The sequence below is a fragment of the Plasticicumulans acidivorans genome (assembly GCF_003182095.1).
Taxonomy (GTDB): domain Bacteria; phylum Pseudomonadota; class Gammaproteobacteria; order Competibacterales; family Competibacteraceae; genus Plasticicumulans; species Plasticicumulans acidivorans.
The window spans coordinates 102,340-124,121 of sequence record NZ_QGTJ01000009.1 but is presented as its reverse complement, the minus strand read 5'-3'; the positions used below and the strand labels follow the sequence as shown (position 1 = coordinate 124,121).

Below are 21,782 nucleotides of genomic sequence, written 5' to 3'. Positions count from 1 at the left end.
GGCGTCATCCGCTCACGCGCACGATTTCGCCGTGGTCGCCGTCGACTTCGAGTAGTTCGCCGTCATTCAGGGCCTCGAAGATGCCATGCAGATTGGCCACCGCCGGGATGCCGAATTCACGGGCGACGATGGCGCCGTGCGACATATAACCGCCGGTCTCCATCACCAGCGCGCCGGCGCGCAGGAACAGCGGTGTCCAGCACGGGTCGGTCGATGGCGCGACCAGGATCTCGCCGGCGGCGAGGCGCGTGCCCTGCTGCGGTGTGCGCACCAGCCGCGCCACGCCGCGTGCCCGGCCGCAGCCGACGGCGACGCCGTGCAGGCGTTCGGCATGCGGATTGATCGTGGCGGCTTCGGCGAGCGCGGTGACGGCGCGCCCGGCGACGCTGAGCACGTGCGGCGGCTCCCAGCTCGCCTGGGCCTCGCGCAGGCGGCGGCGGTCGCCGGTGCGCGCGCGCAGGCCGCTGGCCGGGATGCGGCCGCGCAGTGCACCGACGATCTCATGCAGCAGCAGCTCGAAAATATCCTCGGCGTGTTCGAGCGCACCGCGCGCTTGCAGGCGCTGCCCGGCGGCGAGCAGCACGCGGCGGCCGGGTTCGAGCATGGCGATCAGCGCACTGCGCGCCGCTTCGCGCTGGCGGGTCTCGACACCGGCCTGCCTGATCATCATCTTCAGCAGCGGTCGCTGCCAGCAGGCCACGGCGGCGCGCAGGCGCTGCCAGGCCGCCTGTGCAGCCTGCGTCTGCCGCGCGCGCAGGGCCGTGAGATCGGTGGTCGCCAGGCCGGGCAGCAGATCGAGCAGATACGCGGGGTGCTCGCGCCAGCGCGGATTGCGGCAGTAGGTCTCGTAAACGCCGCGGTGACCGTAGCGTTCGAGGAAGTCGGCAAAAGCCGCCCGGAAGCGGCTGTCGGCCGGCAGCGACTGCCAGTCCTCGCCGCGATCGGGCGCGACCAGCCAGTCGCGCACCGCTGGCTCGGCGGCGGCGAGCTGCGCCAGTTCGACCAGTGCATAGCCTTGCGCGGCGGTGACGCTGGCTTCGCCGCCGGTGAGCAGCGCGGCGGCGAGCGTGGCGCCTTCGCCCGGCAGTTTCTGCTCGATGGTCTGTACCAGCCGCGCCAGCGTCGCACCACCCGAGCCCTGCAGCAGCCCGAGCGGGCCGGTGGCGCGGGCGCGGCGGCCGAGCTTCAGCGTCAGTTCGAGCAGACCGGCGTCATCCTCGGGCAGTGCGGCAGTCCGCGCGGCGCGGGTTTCGGCGCGGATGGCGTCGATGCGCTGCAGTCCGGCACGGCGTACTGCCGGCACGCCACGCAGGTAACGCAGGATGCGACCGAAACGCGCCAGCCGTTGACGCCAGCTCGGCGGTTGGACGCGGATTTCGGGCTGGTGGCCGCCCATCAGCTCGTTGAGTGCCGCCGGCGGCAGACCGAGCGCATCCCAGGCTTCCCACTGCATCAGCGCCACATTCAGGTACAGGCGGCCGTGGAACAGTCCGGCGCGGGTGACGCCGGGGCGCAAGGCGTAGCCGGACAGCGCGTAGCCGGGGGTGAGCAGCGCGTCGACCAGCTTGCGCGAATGCGCCCAGTCGAGCGCCGATTCCGGCTCGGGCATCACCTCGCAGGTATTGCCGCGCGACCAGATATCGGGCTGCTCCTGCAGCGCCGGATAGGTGTTGCGGGCACTCGCAGTGACTGGCCGCGCTTGCACCACCCAGACCTGGTGGCCGTCCCAGACCCATTCCAGATCGAAGCGCGGCGCCGCGAAATCGAGTGCGCCGGCAGCATCGCGCAGGGTTTCGGCGACCCGCAGAGCAGTGTCGTCGTCGAGGCTGGGACGAGCGCTTGATTGCGCATCGAGCGCTCGATTGGCGGTGCCGCCGGCGGCGAGCGTCACCGTCTGCAGTGGTTTGCGACCGAGCTGCTTGTCGAGCAGGCGCAGGCTGTCGTCGAGCGGGTCTTCGTCGAACAGCCATTCATCGCCTTCACTCTGGCCGCCGACCAGTGCCTCGCCCAGTCCCGGCAGGGCGTGCAGCAGCACGCGGTCGTCGCGGCCGTCGCGCGGATCACAGGTAAAACCGATGCCGCTGGCAACGGCTGGCAGCAGCGGCATGATCACCACTGCCATGCCGGCTTCGGCGTGGGCGATCCCTGCGCGCTGGCGATAGGCCGCCGCGGCCGGCGTCCACAGCGAGGCCCACACCGTGCGGATCGCCTCGCTCAGTGCCGAGGTACCGGTGACGTTGAGGCAGGAGTGATGAATGCCGGCAAACGAGGTGCCGGCGGCATCTTCCTGCGGTGCCGATGAGCGCACGGCAAGGGCGATGCCGTCCCAGCCGCGCGCCTTGAGGAAGGTATCGAGCGTACTGATCAGTGTTTGCGGCAATGGCGTGCGCAGCAGCGCCGCACGGGGCGCTTCGAGTCTGTCGAGTTCGGCACAGGCTGCGAGCAGCTGCTCGCCGAGTCCGCTGGCCTCGCGCCAGGCGCGCTCCGCCTCGATCGTCAGTACCGCACCGGCTGGCACCGGCAGGCCGTAGCGGTCGAGGCGGGCGAGATTCCAGCCTTTGCCACCAGCGAGTTGCGCACCGGTGTCGAGTACCGCTGACCAGTCCTGCAGCAGGGCATTCATGGCGTGACCTCCAGACCGTGCAGGAACAAATCGAGCATCGCTCCGTACTCGGTACCGAGCTCGATCGCTGGTTCGTTGAGCCAGCGCATCAGCGCACCGAGCTGCAGGAAGCTCAGGTACTGCGCCGCAACCGCTGCCGACGGCTGCGCCCGGAATTCACCGCTGCGCTGACCGGCCGCGATCAGGCGCGTGAAGATGTCTTCCAGGCCGCTGCGCTGCTGCTGCAGGCGTTCATTGCAGGGCTCATTCAGACGGTAGCGCAGGTAGTGCGGCAGGTAGTCGCGCCGCGTCTGTGACCATTCGGCGCTGCGTGCGAAGAACGCATGCAGCCGCGCGGCGGCGGAGGGCAGGGCGTCGAGCTCGGTCAGCAGATCAGTCAGCGCCTCGGCCAGCTCCCGGTGAAAGCGATGGCGCAGCAGCGCCTCCTTGACCGGAAAGTGCTTGTACAACGTGCCTTTGGCGACATCGGCGGCGGCGGCGATGGCCTCCATCGTCACCGTCGCGTAGCCCTCGCTTTCGAACAACTGCCAAGCCGTATCGGCGATGGCATCAGCGGTCTGCTGACGTTTGCGCTCGCGGCGCCCGGTGGGTTCTTTCGTCATGATGAAACTCATTATTTGAACGACGTATAAAAATATACAACGTTCAAATAATCGCAAATATATCAATCATGCTTGTATATATTATTTTATATCATCATTTTTTATTAAACCATAAAAACATCAAACAATTAAAAACAGCATTCAAAAACAATAAATTCCTAAAAGTTATCAAAAAAATAAAATTTATTATTTTTCATTATTTATAAGGCCTCCATACACTCCAACCATTCGCCAGCCCCCCTCAACCCGACTGGCACTCAACGCGTTTTGGATAAGGAGGCAAGCAATGACCATTCAACTATTCCAAACCGAAGCCGCTACCGATGCGGTTGCCCACGCCGAAAGCATTCTCGAAACCGCGCGTCAGCTGGCCCGCCTGACGTCGGTTGACTACGCCGGCAGCGTATCGCCAAGCGATGCTTGGACCTTGTTCAGCAACGGTCACGCACAGCTGGTCGATGTGCGCACGATCGAGGAGTGCACCTATGTCGGCCGCGTTCCGAACAGCCTGCATGTCGCCTGGCAAACCGGCACATCCATGAGCAAAAACCCGCGCTTCCTGCGTGAGCTGGAAAAACTGGTACCGAAAGACGCCGTGCTGCTGCTGCTTTGTCGCAGCGGCAATCGCTCCGCGGCTGCGGCCGCGGCCGCAACGGCGGCGGGTTTCACCCAAGTCTTCAACGTACTCACTGGTTTTGAAGGTGCGCTCGATGGTGAAGGTCATCGCGGCGGGCTGGGCGGCTGGCGCTTCGAGCAGCTGCCATGGGTTCAGGACTGAGCCGAGCAAGGGCGCCGGCGTGCGCTTACTGAAGGAGATACCGGCATGAGCAACGCCGAGCGTGACCTGACTGAAGACCTCAATGCCCTTGATGGCTGGGAATTGGCCCAGATCGTTGCTGGGCTGCGGGCAGCTCGCGATCACTGGCGCCAGTCGCAGCAGCGGCTGCGTGAGCATGGTGAACGCGAATTCCCGTCGCGTGAGGCGTTACGTCTGATTGCACGTGATTTATGCGGCGTGTTGTTTCCGCTGCGCCTGGGGCCGGCCGACCTGCGGCGCGAAGGCGAAGATTTCTATGTCGGTCATACCCTTGGCCATGCTCTGCGCGCGCTGTTCCTGCAAGTACAGCGCGAACTGCGCCTGCAGGGGCGGCAGGACACCAGCTCAGAAGGGGAGATCGCGCTCGATACGCGGGCACGTGAGTTGGTACGGCACTTTGCCGAGCAGTTGCCGGCGATCCGCAGCCTGCTCGATACCGATGTGCAGGCGGCATTTCTCGGTGATCCGGCGGCCGGCAGCGTCGATGAAGTGCTGCTGTGCTACCCCGGGGTGCTGGCCGTCATCCACCACCGTCTGGCGCATGCCCTGTATGGCCTGGGCTTGCCGTTGCTGGCGCGCATGCTGGCCGAACTGGCGCATTCGAGCACCGGTATCGACATTCATCCCGGCGCCAGCATCGGCGGGAGTTTTTTCATCGATCACGGCACCGGCGTCGTCATCGGCGAAACCGCGGTCATCGGTGAACGAGTGCGCATCTACCAGGCCGTGACGCTCGGCGCCAAAAGCTTCCAGACCGACGCTGATGGCGCGTTGGTCAAAGGCGTGGCCCGCCATCCGCGGGTTGGTGATGACGTCGTGATCTACGCCGGTGCCACCATCCTCGGGCGCATCGAGATCGGCAGCGGCTCGGTCATCGGCGGCAACGTCTGGCTGACCCATCCGGTGCCGCCCGGCAGCCATGTCAGCCAAGCCGGCACGCATCAGGAAGTGCTTGAGGCCGGCGCCGGTATTTGAAGGTTTTTTCGTAGCTGTTGAATATAAAGGAGCCATCATGTCTGCCCCGAATGAGCTGAAAACCGCGCTTGGCGACAATGCCGCGCGCCAACTCGCCAACGCCACCAAGACCGTGCCGCAGCTGGTCACCGTTTCGCCACGCTGGCTGGTGCATTTGCTGCAATGGCTGCCGGTCGAGGCCGGCATCTACAGGCTCAACAAGGTCAAGAATCCACTCGACGTGCAGGTCGCCTGCACGCAGCGCGACGAAGCTGCACTACCGCAGACCTACGTCGACTACGAAGAGCAGCCGCGTGAGTATTTTCTCAATGCGGTGACGACCATCCTCGATGTGCACACCCGTGTCTCTGACCTCTACAGCAGCCCGCACGATCAGATCAAGGAACAGCTGCGTCTGACCATTGAGACCATCAAGGAGCGGCAGGAGTCGGAGCTGATCAATAACCCCGACTATGGTCTGCTCGCCAACGTCGACGATGCCCAGCGCATCTCGACGCTGACCGGTGCACCAACACCGGATGATCTTGACGAGCTGATCACCAAGGTCTGGAAAGAACCGGGCTTTTTCCTCGCACATCCGCGCACGATCGCCGCCTTCGGCCGCGAATGCACCCGTCGTGGCGTGCCGCCGGCGACGGTAAGCCTGTTCGGCTGCCAGTTCATCACCTGGCGGGGGCTGCCGCTGGTGCCATCCGACAAGGTGCCGGTAGTCGATGGCAAGTCCAGCATCATCCTGTTGCGTACCGGTGAACAGCGCCGCGGTGTCGTCGGTCTGTATCAGCCGGGTCTGGCGGGTGAGCAGAGTCCGGGACTGTCGGTACGCTTCATGGGCATCAACCGCAACGCCATCGCCTCGTATCTGATCTCGCTGTACTGCTCGCTGGCGGTGCTGACCGAAGACGCCATCGCCGTGCTCGAAGACGTGGAGGTCGACAAGTTCCATGAGTACGCCCATGTCTACCAGTGAGTGGCCGCAGCGTCGCGCCGTCGGTGTGGACAGCCTCGTGCCGCAAGGAGGGGGCGGTTTGCCGGATGAGCAGAGTCTGGCGCAGATGGCGAACGTCCTGTTCGCCCTGCTGCCAGGTCAGGCGCCGGTGAGTGCCCAGCCGTCGACACTTCCGCCACCGAGCCTGGTGGCGGTGCCGGCGACGCCCCCAGCGGCTGTTTTGCGCAGCGCGCAGTTTGGACCACCGGCGGCTTATGCCGCGGCATTGCCGACATTGCCGCCGCTGCTCGATCCGAGCGGGCTCGCGGCTGCGGTGCCCTTGTCGGCGGATCCGGCGTTTTATTTCCTCGGCACGTCACTGGCGGATACGGCTGCGCGTGCGAGCAGCGCTGGCGTCGCAGACCCTGCCGAGCGCATCGTCGCGCAGTCGTTCGGGCTGCCGGGCGAAGCGCAGGCAGTCGACCTGCTGCGCGAAGTGGCCGCACAGCCGAACGCTACCCGTCATCGCGACGAGCGCTTTTACTTCCTGGATGCCACGCCGGCCGTGCTGCCGGCGGCGGCGCCGGGCGTGCTCGATGTGCAGGCGGTGCGGCGGGATTTCCCGATCCTTGCCGAGCGCGTCAACGGCCGGCCGCTGGTGTGGTTCGACAATGCCGCGACAACGCAGAAGCCGCAGGCCGTCATCGACCGCCTCGCGTACTTCTACACGCACGAAAACTCCAACATCCACCGCGCCGCGCACGAGTTGGCGGCGCGCGCAACCGATGCCTACGAGCATGCCCGCGACACCGTGGCGCGCTTCCTCGGTGCCGGGTCGTCGGAGGAGATCGTGTTCGTGCGTGGTGCGACCGAGGCGATCAATCTGGTCGCGCAGTCGTGGGGACGGCAATCGATCGGCGAGGGGGACGAAATCATCGTTTCCCTGCTCGAACACCACGCCAACATCGTGCCCTGGCAGCAGCTGGCCGCCGAGAAGGGGGCGCGGTTGCGGGTGATCCCGGTCGACGACGACGGTCAGGTGCTGCTCGACGAGTACCGCAAACTGCTCAACGAGCGCACCCGGCTGGTTGCCGTCACCCAGGTGTCGAACGCACTCGGCACCGTGTTGCCGGTGGGCGAGATCGTGCGCTTGGCCCATGCAGCCGGTGCGCTGGCACTGGTCGATGGTGCCCAGGCGGTGTCGCACCTGCGGGTCGACGTGCAGGCGCTGAATGCCGATTTCTACGTGTTCTCCGGACACAAGGTCTTCGCTCCAACCGGCATCGGCGTGCTCTATGCCAAGGCGGCACTGCTCGAAGCGATGCCGCCATGGCAGGGCGGCGGCAACATGATTCAGGACGTGACCTTCGAGCGCACGCTGTATCAGGGGCCGCCAGCGCGCTTCGAAGCCGGTACAGGCAACATTGCGGATGCCGTCGGTCTCGGCGCCGCATTGGAGTACGTCGAGCGTATCGGCCTGGAGCGTATTGCCGCGTATGAGCATGGGCTGCTCGAATACGCGCTGCAGAGGCTGCGCACGGTGCCGGGCCTGCATCTGCTCGGCAATGCCGCCGAGCGTGCGAGCGTTGCGGCCTTCACACTCGACGGCTTCCGCCCCGAGGAGGTTGGTCGCGCGCTCAACCGCGAAGGCATCGCCGTGCGTGCCGGGCATCACTGCGCCCAGCCGATCCTGCGTCGTTTCGGCGTCGAGGCTTCAGTGCGTCCCTCGCTGGCGTTCTACAACACCCGCGAGGAGATCGACGTACTGTTGCGCGCGCTGCATCAGTTGGTGCGCGGTCGTAGTCGCTTGCCAGCCTGAGCGGGCTGCCTCATCCCCTCGGCCGTTCAGGCCGAGGGGATGAATTCCGCGACGGGTGATGGTGCCGCCAGCAGAAATCCCTGCACCAGATCACAGCCGTGCTTTCGTAAAAACATCAGCTGCTCGGAGGTTTCGACGCCTTCCGCCAATACCTGCAGTCCCAGGTTGTGGCCCATAGAAATAATCGCCAGCGTGATTTCCTGATCGTCGCGGGCGTGACCGAGGCCGGCGACGAAACTTCTGTCGATCTTGAGCTTGTCGATCGGCAGGCGTTTGAGGCTGGCCAGTGAGGAACAGCCGATGCCGAAGTCGTCGATCGACAGCGTGATACCGAGCGCTTTCAACGCCGAGAGCGTGCGCACGGCGTCGTCAGCGGAAGCCGTGATCGCTGATTCAGTGATCTCAAGTTCGAGACGGTGGCCGTCCAGGCCGGTCTCTTCGAGGATCGCCGCGATACGCTCGACCAGCCGGCGCTGGCGGAACTGGCAGGGCGACAGATTGACGGCGATCGTGAACGGCTCGGCGCTGCGCTGTGCAGCGGCCTCGCGACAGGCCGTGCGCAGCACATGTTCGCCGATCGGTACGATCAGCCCGGTTTCCTCGGCCAGCGGCACGAACACATCCGGCGCGACCAGGCGCTCGTTGCGCCGCCAGCGCAGCAGGGCTTCGTAACCGACCGGTCGCCCGTCGCTGACGCGGATCTGCGCCTGATAGTGGACGACGAACTCCTCGTGTTCGAGCGCGCGGCGCAGGCTGGTTTCCAGCGCGAAGCGCTGCTGGGCGCGCAGGGTCAGCGCCTCGTTGTGAAAGCGGAAGGTGCTGCGGCCGCTGGTCTTGGCCAGGTACATCGCGGCATCGGCATCGCGGATCAGGCTGCTGGCATCGCCGGAGGTGTCCGGGTACAGGCTGATGCCGATGCTGACGCCGATGAACACTTCAGTACCGCCGCACAGCAAAAACGCACCGGCGCTGAGCTCGACGATGTCACTGGCCAGCGTGGCCGGCTCGTCATCGCTGTGGATGTTCTCGATGAGGATGACGAATTCGTCACCACCGAGGCGCGCCAGCGTGTCCTCGGTGCGCACGCGCTGGCGCAGGCGACGGGAGAACGCAATCAGCAACTCGTCACCGGCGCCGTGACCGAGGCTGTCGTTGACATCCTTGAAGCGGTCGAGATCGAGGAACAGCAGCGCCATGCGCTGGCCGTCGCGGGCGGCACGCGCCAACGCGTGATCGAGACGGGCGTGGAACAGTGTGCGGTTCGGCAGCTCGGTCAGTGCATCGAAATGCGCAAGGTAGTCGAGCTGCTCGGCCGAGCGCTTGAGCTGGCTGATGTCGGAGAACACGCCGACGTAGTTGGCAACGTCGCCGTGCTCGTCGCGGACTTCGTTGATCGTCAGCCAGGCCGGGAAGTGCTCGCCGGACTGCCGCTCGGCGCGGACCTCACCCTGCCAGTGCCCGCCATTGCGCAGCTGGGTGAGGATGCTTGCGTACACTTCGGCGTCACAGCAGCAGGAATGCCGGTGCAGCTGTTGCGGCGTGCCGCCGATCACCGCTTCGCTGGCGTAGCCGGTGATGCGGGTGAAGGCGCCGTTGACGGCGAGGATGCTGCCGGTGGCGTCGGTGATGATCATGGCCTCGGTGGTGCTTTCGTAGACCACCGCCGCACGGCGCAGCTCCTCCTGCGTGCGCTGCCGCTCAGTGACGTCGCGCAGCACCAGCAGCAGCCCGGTGTTGTGACCCGCCTGATCGTGCAGCAGTGCGGCATCGACTTCAGCGAGGTATTCGAGGCCGTCGCCGCGGCGCAGCCGCACGATCTGCGCGCGGGTGCCGCCGGTACTGATGACATGCTCGAACGCGGCGCGGGCACGCTCGTGCTCACCGTCGCCAATGAATTCGAACAGGGAATGTCCGACCAGCAGCTGCGCCTGTGCGAAGTGTCCGAGTTCGAGCATACGGTCGGAGACGTGACGGATGATGCCCTGTTCGTCGGTCAGCACGATGCCGTCGGGCAGTGTGTGGATAATCGCGCGCTGCAGGGTTTCGGTTTCACGCAGGCTTTCCAGCGTCGCGGCGAGTTCACGCGTGCGCAGGCTGACGCGCCGGCGCAGGGTCTGGTTCCAGACCAGCAGGGCAACCGCGCCGAGGAGGATACCGACCAGCGCGTGCGGCCCGTAGCGGCTGGCGAGCAGGCTGAAGGGGGTGTCGCCGCTGCCGAGCCAGCGTTTTTCCAGCGCCTGCACACGGGCCTCCGGCAAGGTCTCGAAACCATGCTCGACATCGGCCAGCAGTGCCGCATGATCGCGGCGCACCGCGCGGTTGAGTTCGCTGCTGAAGGCAGGCATCGCCTGCGGGAATTCCGGTTGCAGATCGTAGCGGGCGAGGTAGTGGCGCGCCGGCAGCTGATCCATGCAGAACACGCGCACGTCTTCGTTGACGACGCCGCGCACCAGGCTTTCGTAGCTTTCGTAGCGCTTGAGCGTGCCGACGTAGCCGGCGACCAGATGATCGATGCAGGCATCGCCGTCGCGCACACCGACCTTGAAACTGCGCAGCGAGGGCAGATCGGTGATGCCGCTGATGCCGGCGCTGACATAAATGTCGGCTTCGACACGGGCGTAGGCGTGCGTGCTCAGATCCGGATAGATCGTGCCCGGTTTGCTGCGCAGGCCATCGAACAGATCGGCCTGGCCGTCGCGCAACGTCTGCAGCGCGTCATTCGCTTCCATGCCGCGCAGCTCGACGTGAATGCCGGTCTGCTGCTGCCACAGCGTCCACAGCTCAGGCAACAGGCCGCGCAGACGACCGCTGGCGTCACGAAAGGCGTAGGGGGGATAACCGTCATCGAGCACCACGCGCAGCGGCTGCGCGGCCTGAGCCTGCACCGGCTCGGAGGCCGCTTTGGCGGGGGTGTATCCGTACAGCGATACCGCGATCAGCAGCGCGGGCAGACGGCGCATCGACATTCCCTGTGCACGGTGGGCGAAGCCGCAAGTGTAAGCAGGCTTGCGGCTTTCTGTGCACATACGCGGGGGCGATCGATGACAAAAAGGCCGGTACCCTTGTGGGAATACCGGCCTCGTTCGGTCAGCGCGGGCTCGTTCAGGCCGGCGCGCTGCTGCGGATCAGGTGATCGAAGGCGGCGAGCGCCGCGGTCGCACCCTGGCCCATGGCGATGATGATCTGCTTGTACGGCACCGTGGTGCAGTCGCCGGCGGCGAACACGCCGGGCAGCGAGGTCTGTCCCCTAGCATCGACGACGATCTCGCCGAAGCGGGTCAGCTCGATGCTGCCCTTGAGCCAGTCGGTATTCGGCAGCAGGCCGATCTGCACGAAGATGCCTTCCAGCTCCAGGCGCTGCGACGCACCGCTGGCGCGGTCGGTGTAGACCAGACCGTTGACTTTGCTGCCGTCGCCGCTGACCTCGGTGGTCTGCGCCTGGGTGATGACGGTGACGTTGGGCAGGCTGAACAGCTTGCGCTGCAGCACGGCATCGGCACGCAGTTCCGGGGCGAACTCCAGCAGCGTGACGTGGGCAACGATGCCGGCGAGGTCGATTGCCGCCTCGACGCCGGAGTTGCCGCCGCCGATCACGGCCACACGTTTGCCCTTGAACAGCGGGCCATCGCAGTGCGGGCAGTAGGTCACGCCCTTGGTGCGGTATTCCTGCTCGCCCGGCACGTTCATGTCGCGCCAGCGCGCACCGGTGGAGATGATCACCGTCTTCGCCGACAGCCTGGCGCCGTTGGCCAGCTCGACCTCGGTAAGGCCGTTGCCCGCCGGGTGCAGCGCCGCTGCCCGCTGCAGATTCATGATGTCGATGCCGTATTCGCGCACGTGCTCTTCGAGCGCCGCGGCGAGCTTCGGCCCCTCGGTTTCCTTGACCGAGATGAAGTTCTCGATCGCCAGCGTGTCGAGCACCTGACCGCCGAAGCGCTCGGCGGCGATGCCGGTGCGGATGCCCTTGCGTGCGGCGTAGATCGCCGCCGCGGCGCCGGCCGGGCCGCCGCCGACGACCAGCACATCGAAGGTCTCTTTGGCATTGAGGCGCTCGGCGTCGCGGGCACCGGCCTTGCTGTCGAGCTTGCCGACGATCTCCTCAAGGCTCATGCGGCCCTGGCCGAAGGGCTCGCCGTTGAGCATGACGGTCGGCACCGCCATGATCTGCAGGCGCTCGACTTCGTCCTGGAACAGCGCGCCGTCGATCATCTCGTGGCGCACCCTGGGATTGATCACCGCCATCAGGTTCAGCGCCTGTACCACGTCCGGGCAGTTCTGGCAGGACAGCGAGATGTAGGTCTGGAAGTGATACTCGCCGTCCAGCGCACGGATCTGTTCGAGGACGTCGGCTTCGGCCTTCGGCGGATAGCCGCCGACCTGCAGCAGCGCCAGGACCAGCGAGGTGAATTCGTGCCCGAGCGGAATGCCGGCAAAGCGGATGCCGATGTCGGCGCCGGGGCGGTTGAGGCTGAATGACGGGGTGCGGGCGCTACCGTCACGGCTTTCGCGCACGCTGAGGTAGCTGCTCAGTCCGGCGATGTCCTGCAGCAGCGACAGCATTTCCTGCGACTTCGCGCCATCGTCGATGGATGCCACGATCTCGATCGGTTGCGTGACGCGTTCGAGGTAGGCTTTGAGCTGATTTTTGAGATTGGCGTCCAACATGATGGTGTTCCCGTGCGTCAGGGCGTAGGAGGGCCGTGACCGCGCCGGCACGGAGGATCGCTCCGGACAACGCGCGGTCTGGCGAGTGCAGTCGGGGAGGGTGAGGCGCCGGGGTCGCCGGCGCGCACCGAGGGTGAGACGTTCAGATCTTGCCGACCAGGTCGAGCGACGGGGTCAGGGTCTTCTCGCCTTCCTTCCACTTCGCCGGGCAGACCTCGCCCGGGTGGCTGGCGACGTACTGCGCGGCCTTGACCTTGCGCAGAAGCTCGGTGGCGTCACGGCCGATGCCGTTGTCGTGGATTTCGCACAGCTTGATGACGCCTTCCGGGTTGATCAGGAAGGTGCCGCGCAGTGCCAGACCTTCTTCCTCGATCATCACGTCGAAGTTGCGGGTGATCACGCCGGTCGGGTCGCCGATCATCGTGTACTCGACCTTCTTGATCGCCTCGGAGGTGTCGTGCCAGGCCTTGTGCGCAAAGTGCGTATCGGTCGATACCGAGTAGACCTCGACGTCGAGCGCCTTGAACTCGGCGTAGTGATCGGCCAGATCCTCCAGCTCGGTCGGGCAGACGAAGGTGAAGTCGGCCGGGTAGAACACGAACACTGACCACTGACCCTGCAGGCTGGTCTCGTCGACATCGACGAATTTGCCGTTCTTGAACGCAGTAGCCTTGAAGGGTTTGACAGCGGTGTTGATCAGGGACATCGGGTTTACCTCTCGTTGGGTGGAGCGTTGGGACGGGTGCAGATTAGGCGCTGCGGTCGTTTAGTGGAAATTGATTGTTGAAATTGAATCGATATTTAAAAACTATCAAGCCTCAGCCAATGCCATCGGCATCGTCAGAGCCGCCGCGATCGTCGTGCCACCGAGGCTGGCCAGAGCCCGTTCACTGGCATCGAACGCCTCCACGGTCGTGCATGTTCCGCGCGGGTCAGGGGTGCGGACCTGCCACAGGGCGGTGGCGGGCGAAGTGCCCCACATCAGGTAGACGTCTTCGCCGTCCGCTGCAATGCCGCACCGCTGCCGGCGCAGCGACTTTGGACAGTAGACGGTACGTTGCAAAGCGCCAGCACTGCTGACGGTGACCTGGATCAACTCAGCGTTTTCCCAGGCATGTTCGAGCACCTGTCGGGCGTCGGTACTCGGCAGGCGCCGCGCCCACGGGTCACCGAGCAACCGCAGCGCCTGCTGGCGGCCGAGGCCGCAACTGCGCAGCAGCGTCGTCGCCAGACTCGCCTGCGTGAGCTGCGCCCAGCGCGCGCGCAGCCAGCCGGCGTCGAGCGTGCTTGCCGGCCAGAATGCCGCGTGATCATGACGGCCGATGCACAGCGGCTGTGCCCGCCCGCGCAACGCATAGCGGCTGCACAGCGCACCGAAGGCCTGCGTGTCGGCCCCCGGCAGGCTGCGCACGCTGAGCACCGCGCTGCCGCGACGGTCGAAAAAACGCAGCGCCACGCGCTCGCCTTCACGCACGGCAAAACCCGAGTGCCAGTGAGCGAAGCGCAGGCGCAGCACGTCGCTGCCGGTTTCCAGGCGGGCATGGCGGGCATCGACCCGCAGTCCGCGCAGATCCATGTGCCGGCGCAGGCTGGCGAAAGCATTCGCGGTTTCGATCTCGACGGTGCCGAGCGTGGGCAGTGCGCGCAGCAGGCGCGCCCAGTTGCCGCCGAGGCGCAGCGCATCGCGGCCGCTTTCCGCGGCGATCAGTTCAGCCTCGCTGACGCCGAGGCGCTGCGCGGCCTCCAGCGGACGCAGGCCCGGTTCACGCTGGCGCAGCATCTGCCGGGCGGCGAGCAGGTAGGCCGGATCGGTGACGACGGGGAAGCGGGGGGCATTCATGCAGTGACTCCACAGCGGGGGGATCGGGGAGATGGACGACTTGCGATTGCTGACAAATGATAAGTATTCTCATTTAAACAGCAAGCCGTCGTCATTTCCTCCAGTCCTCAGGGAGTCCACGCATGAGTCCGCAGTTCCCCGCTAGCGCCACGCAGGTCGACCAACCGCAGCCCGACGCCGCGGCGGCGTCGGTTTACCGCGCACAGGACATGTACCCGCTGCTGCGTTGCTGCAGCTGCTCCGGCAGCCGCCGGCTGAGCGTCAACCTGAGCTATTTCGATACGCTGCTCGCCGCGCTGCAGGCTCACGCGGCAGTGCCGCAGCACCCGTGCGCCAGCAGCGAGCCGCGGCAGGCGGCGCTGGCCGATTACCTGTATCTGGAGCGCGTGCTCGATCATCTGCTGCAGATCGCACCGGCGGACGCCGTCCAGCTGCGTCTGCGCGCCGCGCAGCTGGCACTGCTCGGCAGCGGCCTGCGTCTGCCACGACGCGACCAGCGGGCCCGCACGCACCTCGAAACGCTGCTCGCCGCCGTGCCCGATCATCCGCAGGCCAATCTGCAGTACGGCGAGCTGCTGGCCACCCGCGCCGGACAGCCGCAGGCGGCGGTTGTGCCCTTGCAGCGCGCGTTCGGCAAGGGGCTCGATGCCGCGGCGCGCCTGCTCGGCGAGGTGTTCGCCGTCCTCGGCCGACCGCGCAAGGCGCGGCGCTACCTGCAGCAGTATCTCGACGGTCGGCCGGATGATGCCGCGGCGCGGGCGCTGCTTGCCGGTCTCGCCGCCGGCTGAGTCTCAGTCGAGGCCGTGCCGCTTCAGCCGCCGCCACAGCGTCGCGCGGCTGATGCCGAGCTGCGCGGCCGCGAGGTGACGGCGGCCGCCACTGGCGCGCAGCGCGGCGACGAGCTGTTCGCGCTCCTGCTGGCGCACGCTGTCGGCGACGCTGGCGAGCGTCGGTTCGAACTCCACCGGCGGTCGCCAGTCGATCAGGCGCTCGGGCAGGTCGTGCAGCGTGATGCGCTCGCCGCCGCACAGCAGCACCGCGCGTTCGAGCACGTTCGCCAGCTCACGCACGTTGCCCGGCCACGGATAGTGCAGGAACAGACGCAGCACCTCCGGGTCGAGCTCGCGCACGCTGCGGGCGAAGCGGGCGTTGAAGCGCTCGATCAGCGCCTGCGTGAGGATCAGCAGGTCGTTGTCGCGCTCGCGCAGCGCCGGCATGGCGATGCTGACGACATTCAGCCGGTACCACAGATCGGCGCGAAAGCGGCCGGCGGCGATGCAGTCCTCCAGCTCGCGGTGGGTGGCGGCGATGATGCGCACGTCGACGCGCCGCTCGCGGTGCTCGCCGATGCGGGTGACGACACCTTCCTGCAGCACGCGCAGCAGCGCCGCCTGCGCCGAGGCGCTGAGCTCGCCGACCTCGTCGAGAAACAGCGTGCCGCCGCTGGCCGCCTCGAACAGTCCCGGTTTGTCGCTGCTGGCGCCGGTGAAGGCGCCGCGCACGTGGCCGAACAGCTCGGCACTCTGCAGCGACTCGGTCAGTGTCGCGCAGTTGAGCGCGATCCACGGCCCGCCGGCGCGCGCCGAGGCATCGTGGATGCCGCGCGCCAGCAGTTCCTTGCCGGTGCCGCTCTCGCCGCTGATCATCACCGTCGAGCTGACGGCGGCGACGGCGCGGGCGATGTCGATGGCGCGGCGCAGCGCCGGACTCTGGCCGATCAGCGCGGCAAAAGCCGCCGGCTCGCCGGAGTCGCCGGCGCCGAGCTGCACGCGCAGCTCGCTGATCGTGCGCCGCTGCGCTGCCACCGTCTGTTCGAGTTCGCGGAACAGGCGGTCGAGGTCGATGCGGCGGAAGTCGTCGGCGCAGCCGGGGAAGTGTTTTTCCATGTCCTCTCGAAAGCCGACGCGGAAGCGGCAACAGTCATGACCCTGGACGCGGCAGGCCGTTTCCACGGCGACGACCTCGCGGCGCAGCAAGTAGCTCAGATGACCGCAGGCGTAGCCGGCCAGCGTCCAACAGGCGGGTTCATTGCAGCGTCCGTGCTGCGCCAGATGCTGTTCGGCCTCGATCGAGTCATGCCAGCGCGAATGGATTTCAAGCACACCGTTTGCCAGATCGACGCGGGTGCCTTCGAGTTCGGTTTCGATGCGCGCGTGCCCCTCGTGTTCGTGCAGCAGCGTGCCCAGGTGCATCTGCTCCTCGGTATCGAGCTGCGGATACTCGGCCGACAGCACGTGGCCGTCGTGAAAACCGGCGTGGTAGCCGTAGCGCTTGAGCACACCGCGGGCGAGGGGGCTGCCCAGCGTGTGGATCAGCTCCGCACGCATCTGGCCGAAGGCTGACGCCGACTGCAGGAACATGCGCTGCGTGCCGAGCATCAGCCGCGCCGCCTGCTGCTGCGGGACGAAGCTCGACAGGGGTTCGAGGCGTTCACGGATGGCGGCGAACTGTTCGGCGGAAGGCATGGCGCTACCTCGGTGATGGCCGCTTCCTTCGGCAGTACGCGGGCAAGGATGTCGCATCAAGGTTGCAGTCCTGCCGCAGCCCTGCAACGCCGCTGCAACGGATTCTGCAACGTCGAGTGTGACGCCGGCCGCGTGGGGGCGTGGATTTTCCAGCGCGGCAGCGCAGTTACGCCGCCTGGCCCGGAGGCTGCAACGACCGGCTGGCCACCGAACGGGTGGCTGCAGGCTTCTCCCCCCGCCAGGAGTGTTGACGATGTCCGACCGTACCGCCCTCGAACAACTGACCCCGGACAACTGCGTGCTGTTGTTCATCGACCATCAGCCGCAGATGGCCTTCGGCGTGGCCAACATCGACCGCCAGACGCTGAAGAACAACGTCGTCGCCCTCGCCAAGTCGGCGCAAGTGTTCGGCGTGCCGACCTTCATCACCACCGTCGAGACCGAATCGTTCAGCGGCTACACGTGGCCGGAACTGCTCGACGTTTACCCGCAGGCCGATCTGCTCGAACGTTCGAGCATGAATTCCTGGGATGACGTCAAAGTGCGCGATGCCATCAACGGCAGCGGCCGCAGGAAGCTGATCCTCTCCGGGCTGTGGACCGAGGTCTGCATCAACTCGGCGGCCAACTCGGCGATGCTCGACGGCTACGAGGTCTACGTCGTCGCCGATGCCTGCGGCGGCACCAGCCAGATGGCGCACGATTACTCGATGATGCGCATGATCCAGGCCGGCATCCGCCCGCTGACCTGGCAGCAGACGCTGCTCGAATGGCAGCGCGACTGGGCGCGGCGCGAGCACTACGACGCAGTGATGGCGATCGTGCGCGAGCATAGCGGCGCCTACGGCATGGGCGTGGATTACGCCTATACCCGCGTGCACGGCGCGCCGCAGCGCGGCGAGTGGCACGGCAGCCTCCGCACGTGAGTAGCGTGCCGAGCGCCTTTCCGCCCGGCCACGTCGAGCACGTCAGCGTCGTCATCCGTCACCGCGTGCATCCCGGCCACGGCAGCGACTACGAGCGCTGGCTGGCCCGCATCATGCCGGTCGCCGCACACTGGCCCGGCCACCTCGGCGTCAGCGTGATCCGCCCGGCGCAGGGCGGCGCGCCGTACACGGTGGTGGTGCGCTTCGACTCCGCCGCGCACCTCGAAGCCTGGCTGGCTTCAGCCGAGCGCACGATGCTGGTCGAGGAGGTCCGCCCGCTGCTGGTCGACGGCGTCGACGCGACGGAGGCGCATCCCGGGCCGGAGTTCTGGTTCACGCCGCCGGGTGCGAGCCCGCCGCGGCGCTGGAAGCAGGTGCTGCTGACGCTGGCGGTGATCTATCCGCTGACGCTGCTGGTGCCGCCGCTGTGGCAGCCGCTGTTCACGCGCTGGCCCTGGCTCGGCGGCTGGCTGCTCGGCCATTTCCTGGTCGCGCTGACCATCGTGCTGCTGGTCGTGTGCCTGATCATGCCGGCGCTGACGCGGGTGCTGGCCGGCTGGCTGTCGCGCTGAAGGCGCGCATCGTTTCGAGGAGATCTTCGCCATGACTGCCGAACTGATCCTGCTCAACGCCCGCATCCACACCGTCGACCGCGCCCGGCCCGCCGCTAGCGCGCTGGCCATCGCCGACGGCCGCTTCCTCGCCGTCGGCGACGAGCGCACGGTGATGGCGCATCAGGGGCCGCAGACCCGCGTCATCGATCTCGGCGGCCGCCGCGTGATCCCCGGGCTCAACGACTCGCACCTGCACCTGATCCGCGGCGGCCTCAACTACAACCTCGAACTGCGCTGGGAAGGGCTGCCGTCGCTGGCCGATGCGCTGCGCCTGCTGCGCGAGCAGGCGGCGCGCACGCCGAGCCCGCAGTGGGTGCGCGTGGTCGGCGGCTGGAGCGAATTCCAGTTCGCCGAACGGCGCATGCCGACGCTCGACGAGCTCAACGCCGCGGCGCCGGACACCCCGGTGTTCGTGCTCCATCTCTACGACCGCGCGCTGCTCAACCGCGCCGCGCTGCGCGCCGTCGGCTACACCCGCGATACGCCGCAGCCGCCCGGCGGCAGCATCGAACGTGATGCCAGCGGCGAGCCGACCGGCCTGCTGCTGGCGCGGCCGAACGCGATGATCCTCTACGCGACGCTGGCCAGGGGACCGACGCTGCCGATCGAGCAGCAGCTCAACTCGACGCGCCGCTTCATGCGTGAGCTCAACCGCCTCGGTGTCACCAGCGCCATCGATGCCGGCGGCGGCTTCCAGAACTACCCGGACGACTACGCCGTCATCGAGCAGCTCGCCCGCGATCAGCAGCTCACCGTGCGTCTGGCCTACAACCTGTTCACCCAGCGTCCGGGGCAGGAGCTCGACGATTTCAAGCACTGGACGCAGCAGGTGACGCTGCATGCCGGCGATGACTTCTACCGCCACAACGGCGCCGGCGAGATGCTGGTGTTCTCGGCGGCGGATTTCGAGGACTTCGTCATGCCGCGCCCGGACCTGGCGCCGGCGATGGAGGCCGAGCTCGAAGGCGTGGTCCGCCACCTGGTCGAGCAGCGCTGGCCGTTCCGGCTGCACGCGACCTATGACGAATCGATCGCGCGCATGCTCGACGTCTTCGAGCGCGTCGACCGCGAGATTCCCTTCGCCGGCCTGCCGTGGTTCTTCGACCATGCCGAGACCATCTCGCCGCGCAACATCGAGCGCGTGCGCGCCCTCGGCGGCGGCATCGCCATCCAGCACCGCATGGCCTTCCAGGGCGAGTATTTCGTCGAGCGTTACGGTGCGGCGGCGGCGCGCGAAACCCCGCCGGTGGCACGCATGCTGGAAATGGGCGTGCCGGTCGGCGCCGGCACTGACGCTACCCGCGTCGCCAGCTACAACCCGTGGACCGCGCTCTACTGGCTGGCCAGCGGCCGTACCGTCGGCGGCCTGCCGCTGGCGCCGCAGGGCCTGTCGCGCGAGACCGCGCTGGAGCTGTGGACGCTCGGCAGTGCCTGGTTTTCCTCCGAGCAGGGGCATAAAGGCATGATCCGCGAAGGGTGTCTGGCCGACGTTGCGGTGCTGTCGGCGGATTACTTCAGCGTCGAGGAGGAGGCGATCCGCGGCATCGAATCGGTGCTGACACTGGTTGGCGGCCGCATCGTCCACGCCGCTGCCGAGTTCGCGCACCTCGATCCGCCGCCGCTGCCGGTACTGCCGGAATGGTCGCCGGTGGCGATCGCACCGGGCCATCACCGCGCCGCCGCGCTCGCCGTGCCGCACTGCTGTGCCGGCGCCTGCGCGGTGCACGGCCATGCCCATGAACGCGCGCGCGGCGCCGATATGCCGGTCAGTGACCACGCCGGCTTCTGGGGCGTGTTCGGCTGCTCCTGCTTCGCCTTCTGATGAGCGCCCCGGCCGATGACACAAGCGCAGCCGCCGGGCCGTGGAGCCCGCTGCGTCACCGCCTGTTCCGCTGGCTGTGGCTGGCGGCGATCGCCTCGAACATCGGCACCTGGATGCACGAGGTCGGCGCCGGCTGGCTGATGACCTCGCTGGCGAACGATCCGCTGCTGGTATCGCTGGTGCAGGCGGCCGGTGCCGCGCCGATGTTCGCGCTGGCGCTGCCGGCCGGCGCGCTGGCCGACATCGTCGACCGCCGCTGCTACCTGATCGGCGTGCAGTGCTGGATGGCGGCGGTGGCGCTGACACTGGCGCTGCTCAGCCACGCCAACGCGATGACGCCGGAACGGCTGCTGGCGCTGACGTTCGCGCTCGGCATCGGCTCGGCGCTGATGGCACCGGCCTGGGCGGCGCTGACGCCGGAGCTGGTGCCGGCGGCCGAGCTGCAGCCGGCGGTGGCACTGTCGAGCGTCGGCATCAATGTTTCGCGGGCGATCGGTCCGGCCCTGGCCGGGCTGATCGTCAGCAGCGTCGGGCCGTGGGCGACCTTCGCCCTCAATGCCACTTCCTTCGCCGGCGTGATCCTGGTGCTCGCCGCCTGGCGGCGCACGCCGACGCTGGCGCCGCTGCCGGCCGAGCGCTTCCTCGGCGCGCTGCGCGCCGGCTGGCGTTACGCGCGCAGCGCCCCGGCCCTGCAGACGGTGCTGGTGCGCGCCGTCGCCTTCTTCGTGTTCGCCAGCGCCGGGCTCGGACTGCTGCCACTGCTGGTGCGCCGCGAGCTCGGTGGTGAGGCGATCGTCTACGGCGGGCTGCTGACCTGTGTCGGCGTCGGTGCCGTCGCCGGCGCTTTTGTGCTGCCGCGGCTGCGTCAGCGTTACCCGGTCGATACCTTGCTCGCCGCCGCCAGCCTCGGCTACGCGCTGGTGCTGTGCGCGCTGGCCGGCGTGCACCTGCTGGCGCTGCTGGTGCCGGTGATGCTGCTGGCCGGCGCGCTGTGGATCACCGCGCTGTCCTCGCTGCAGGTGTCGGCGCAGACCTCGGCCCCGGCCTGGGTGCGGGCGCGGGCACTGGCCGTCTACATGCTCGCCTTCAACGGCGCGATGGCCGGCGGCGCGGCGCTATGGGGGGCGCTCGCGGCCCGGCAGGGGCTTGGCGTCGCGCTGTTCAGCGCTGCCGCCGGACTGGCGCTGGCGGTGCCGCTGCTGCAGCGCTTCCGCCTGGCGCACCACGCGGCGGCGGATCTTTCACCCTCGCTGCACTGGCCGGCGCCGATTGTCGGTGCCGAAGTCGAGCACGATCGCGGGCCGGTGCTGATCACCGTCGAGTACAGCATCGCCAGCGAGGACAGCGCTGCCTTCATCACCGCGATGCAGGAGGTTGCGCGCATGCGCCGGCGCAACGGCGCGATCAGCTGGGGCCTGTTCCAGGACACCGAGACGCCGACGCGCTGGCTCGAATTCTTCATCGACGAATCCTGGCTCGAACACCTGCGCCACCACGGCCGCGTTACCCGCAGCGAAGCTGCCTGCGAGGCCAGAGTCCGCGCACTGCACCGCGCCGCCGACGGACCGCGCATCCGCCACCACGTCGCCGCCGACGCCGCGCACCGGCTGCCCGCGGTAACTGGCGGGCACTGAGTCGGGCGGCGCTGCCGTCGATGTCGACGTCGCGCCGGCATCTGGCCTGAGTCGCG

At 67.5% G+C, this 21,782-nt stretch carries 16 protein-coding genes; 9 read left to right on the top strand and 7 right to left on the bottom strand.

Features of this window, described 5'->3' with window-relative positions; genetic code table 11:
* Positions 1 to 4 precede the first annotated feature (4 nt).
* Positions 5 to 2,623, bottom strand: coding sequence for a PEP/pyruvate-binding domain-containing protein (locus C7443_RS15110; RefSeq protein ID WP_110019453.1), 2,619 nt, complete (start codon positions 2,621 to 2,623; stop codon positions 5 to 7).
* The gene (locus C7443_RS15105) at positions 2,620 to 3,225 is read right to left on the bottom strand and encodes a TetR/AcrR family transcriptional regulator (protein ID WP_110019452.1); all 606 of its coding nucleotides are present in this window, start codon (positions 3,223 to 3,225) and stop codon (positions 2,620 to 2,622) included. The genes C7443_RS15110 and C7443_RS15105 overlap by 4 nt, the downstream gene beginning before the upstream one ends.
* Before the next feature lie 286 nt (positions 3,226 to 3,511).
* Between C7443_RS15105 and C7443_RS15100 the strand changes: the two genes are divergently transcribed.
* The 4 genes from C7443_RS15100 (at position 3,512) to C7443_RS15085 (ending at position 7,761) form a co-directional block, all read left to right on the top strand.
* A complete protein-coding gene (locus C7443_RS15100; RefSeq protein ID WP_110019451.1) occupies positions 3,512 to 4,003 on the top strand; it encodes a rhodanese-like domain-containing protein in 492 nt (163 codons plus the stop codon).
* A 45-nt stretch (positions 4,004 to 4,048) separates the two neighbouring features.
* Complete coding sequence (epsC, locus tag C7443_RS15095; RefSeq protein ID WP_110019450.1) at positions 4,049 to 5,017, top strand: serine O-acetyltransferase EpsC; 969 nt, start codon at positions 4,049 to 4,051, stop codon at positions 5,015 to 5,017.
* A 37-nt stretch (positions 5,018 to 5,054) separates the two neighbouring features.
* Positions 5,055 to 5,984: a family 2A encapsulin nanocompartment shell protein gene (locus tag C7443_RS15090; RefSeq protein ID WP_110019449.1), complete on the top strand. Its 930-nt coding sequence runs from the start codon at positions 5,055 to 5,057 to the stop codon at positions 5,982 to 5,984.
* 85 nt (positions 5,985 to 6,069) lie between these two features.
* Complete coding sequence (locus C7443_RS15085) at positions 6,070 to 7,761, top strand: family 2A encapsulin nanocompartment cargo protein cysteine desulfurase (protein ID WP_246004685.1); 1,692 nt, start codon at positions 6,070 to 6,072, stop codon at positions 7,759 to 7,761.
* A gap of 26 nt (positions 7,762 to 7,787) precedes the next feature.
* Here the strand turns inward: C7443_RS15085 and C7443_RS15080 are convergent, their stop codons facing one another.
* From C7443_RS15080 to C7443_RS15065, 4 genes are all read right to left on the bottom strand, one after another.
* Positions 7,788 to 10,721, bottom strand: a complete 2,934-nt coding sequence (locus C7443_RS15080; protein WP_170123636.1) for an EAL domain-containing protein — start codon at positions 10,719 to 10,721, stop codon at positions 7,788 to 7,790.
* 142 nt (positions 10,722 to 10,863) lie between these two features.
* Positions 10,864 to 12,426 (bottom strand): alkyl hydroperoxide reductase subunit F, encoded by a 1,563-nt coding sequence (gene ahpF, locus C7443_RS15075; protein ID WP_110019446.1) that lies wholly within the window; start codon positions 12,424 to 12,426, stop codon positions 10,864 to 10,866.
* A 142-nt stretch (positions 12,427 to 12,568) separates the two neighbouring features.
* The gene (gene ahpC / locus C7443_RS15070; protein ID WP_110019445.1) at positions 12,569 to 13,132 is read right to left on the bottom strand and encodes an alkyl hydroperoxide reductase subunit C; all 564 of its coding nucleotides are present in this window, start codon (positions 13,130 to 13,132) and stop codon (positions 12,569 to 12,571) included.
* A gap of 105 nt (positions 13,133 to 13,237) precedes the next feature.
* Positions 13,238 to 14,266 carry a ChuX/HutX family heme-like substrate-binding protein gene (locus tag C7443_RS15065; RefSeq protein ID WP_110019444.1) on the bottom strand — a complete coding sequence of 343 codons (1,029 nt, stop codon included), beginning with the start codon at positions 14,264 to 14,266 and terminating at the stop codon, positions 13,238 to 13,240.
* Positions 14,267 to 14,388: 122 nt separating this feature from the next.
* Between C7443_RS15065 and C7443_RS15060 the strand changes: the two genes are divergently transcribed.
* On the top strand, positions 14,389 to 15,054 hold the full coding sequence (locus C7443_RS15060) for a hypothetical protein (protein WP_110019443.1): 666 nt from the start codon (positions 14,389 to 14,391) through the stop codon (positions 15,052 to 15,054).
* 3 nt (positions 15,055 to 15,057) lie between these two features.
* Here C7443_RS15060 and C7443_RS15055 read toward each other — a convergent pair whose 3' ends face one another.
* Positions 15,058 to 16,731 (bottom strand): sigma 54-interacting transcriptional regulator, encoded by a 1,674-nt coding sequence (locus tag C7443_RS15055; RefSeq protein ID WP_170123635.1) that lies wholly within the window; start codon positions 16,729 to 16,731, stop codon positions 15,058 to 15,060.
* A 253-nt stretch (positions 16,732 to 16,984) separates the two neighbouring features.
* Here C7443_RS15055 and C7443_RS15050 point away from each other — a divergent pair, with 253 nt between their 5' ends.
* Genes C7443_RS15050 through C7443_RS15035 form a run of 4 tightly spaced genes read left to right on the top strand, consistent with a single transcriptional unit; the run spans position 16,985 to position 21,726 of the window.
* Positions 16,985 to 17,656 (top strand): hydrolase, encoded by a 672-nt coding sequence (locus C7443_RS15050; protein ID WP_110019441.1) that lies wholly within the window; start codon positions 16,985 to 16,987, stop codon positions 17,654 to 17,656.
* Positions 17,653 to 18,228 (top strand): antibiotic biosynthesis monooxygenase, encoded by a 576-nt coding sequence (locus C7443_RS15045; RefSeq protein ID WP_246004684.1) that lies wholly within the window; start codon positions 17,653 to 17,655, stop codon positions 18,226 to 18,228. The genes C7443_RS15050 and C7443_RS15045 overlap by 4 nt, the downstream gene beginning before the upstream one ends.
* Before the next feature lie 31 nt (positions 18,229 to 18,259).
* Entirely contained in the window at positions 18,260 to 20,092 is a 1,833-nt protein-coding gene (locus C7443_RS15040) for an amidohydrolase (RefSeq protein WP_110019439.1), read from the top strand.
* Positions 20,092 to 21,726 (top strand): MFS transporter, encoded by a 1,635-nt coding sequence (locus C7443_RS15035; protein ID WP_110019438.1) that lies wholly within the window; start codon positions 20,092 to 20,094, stop codon positions 21,724 to 21,726. Before C7443_RS15040 ends, C7443_RS15035 begins: the two co-directional genes overlap by 1 nt.
* Positions 21,727 to 21,782: the final 56 nt, after the last annotated feature.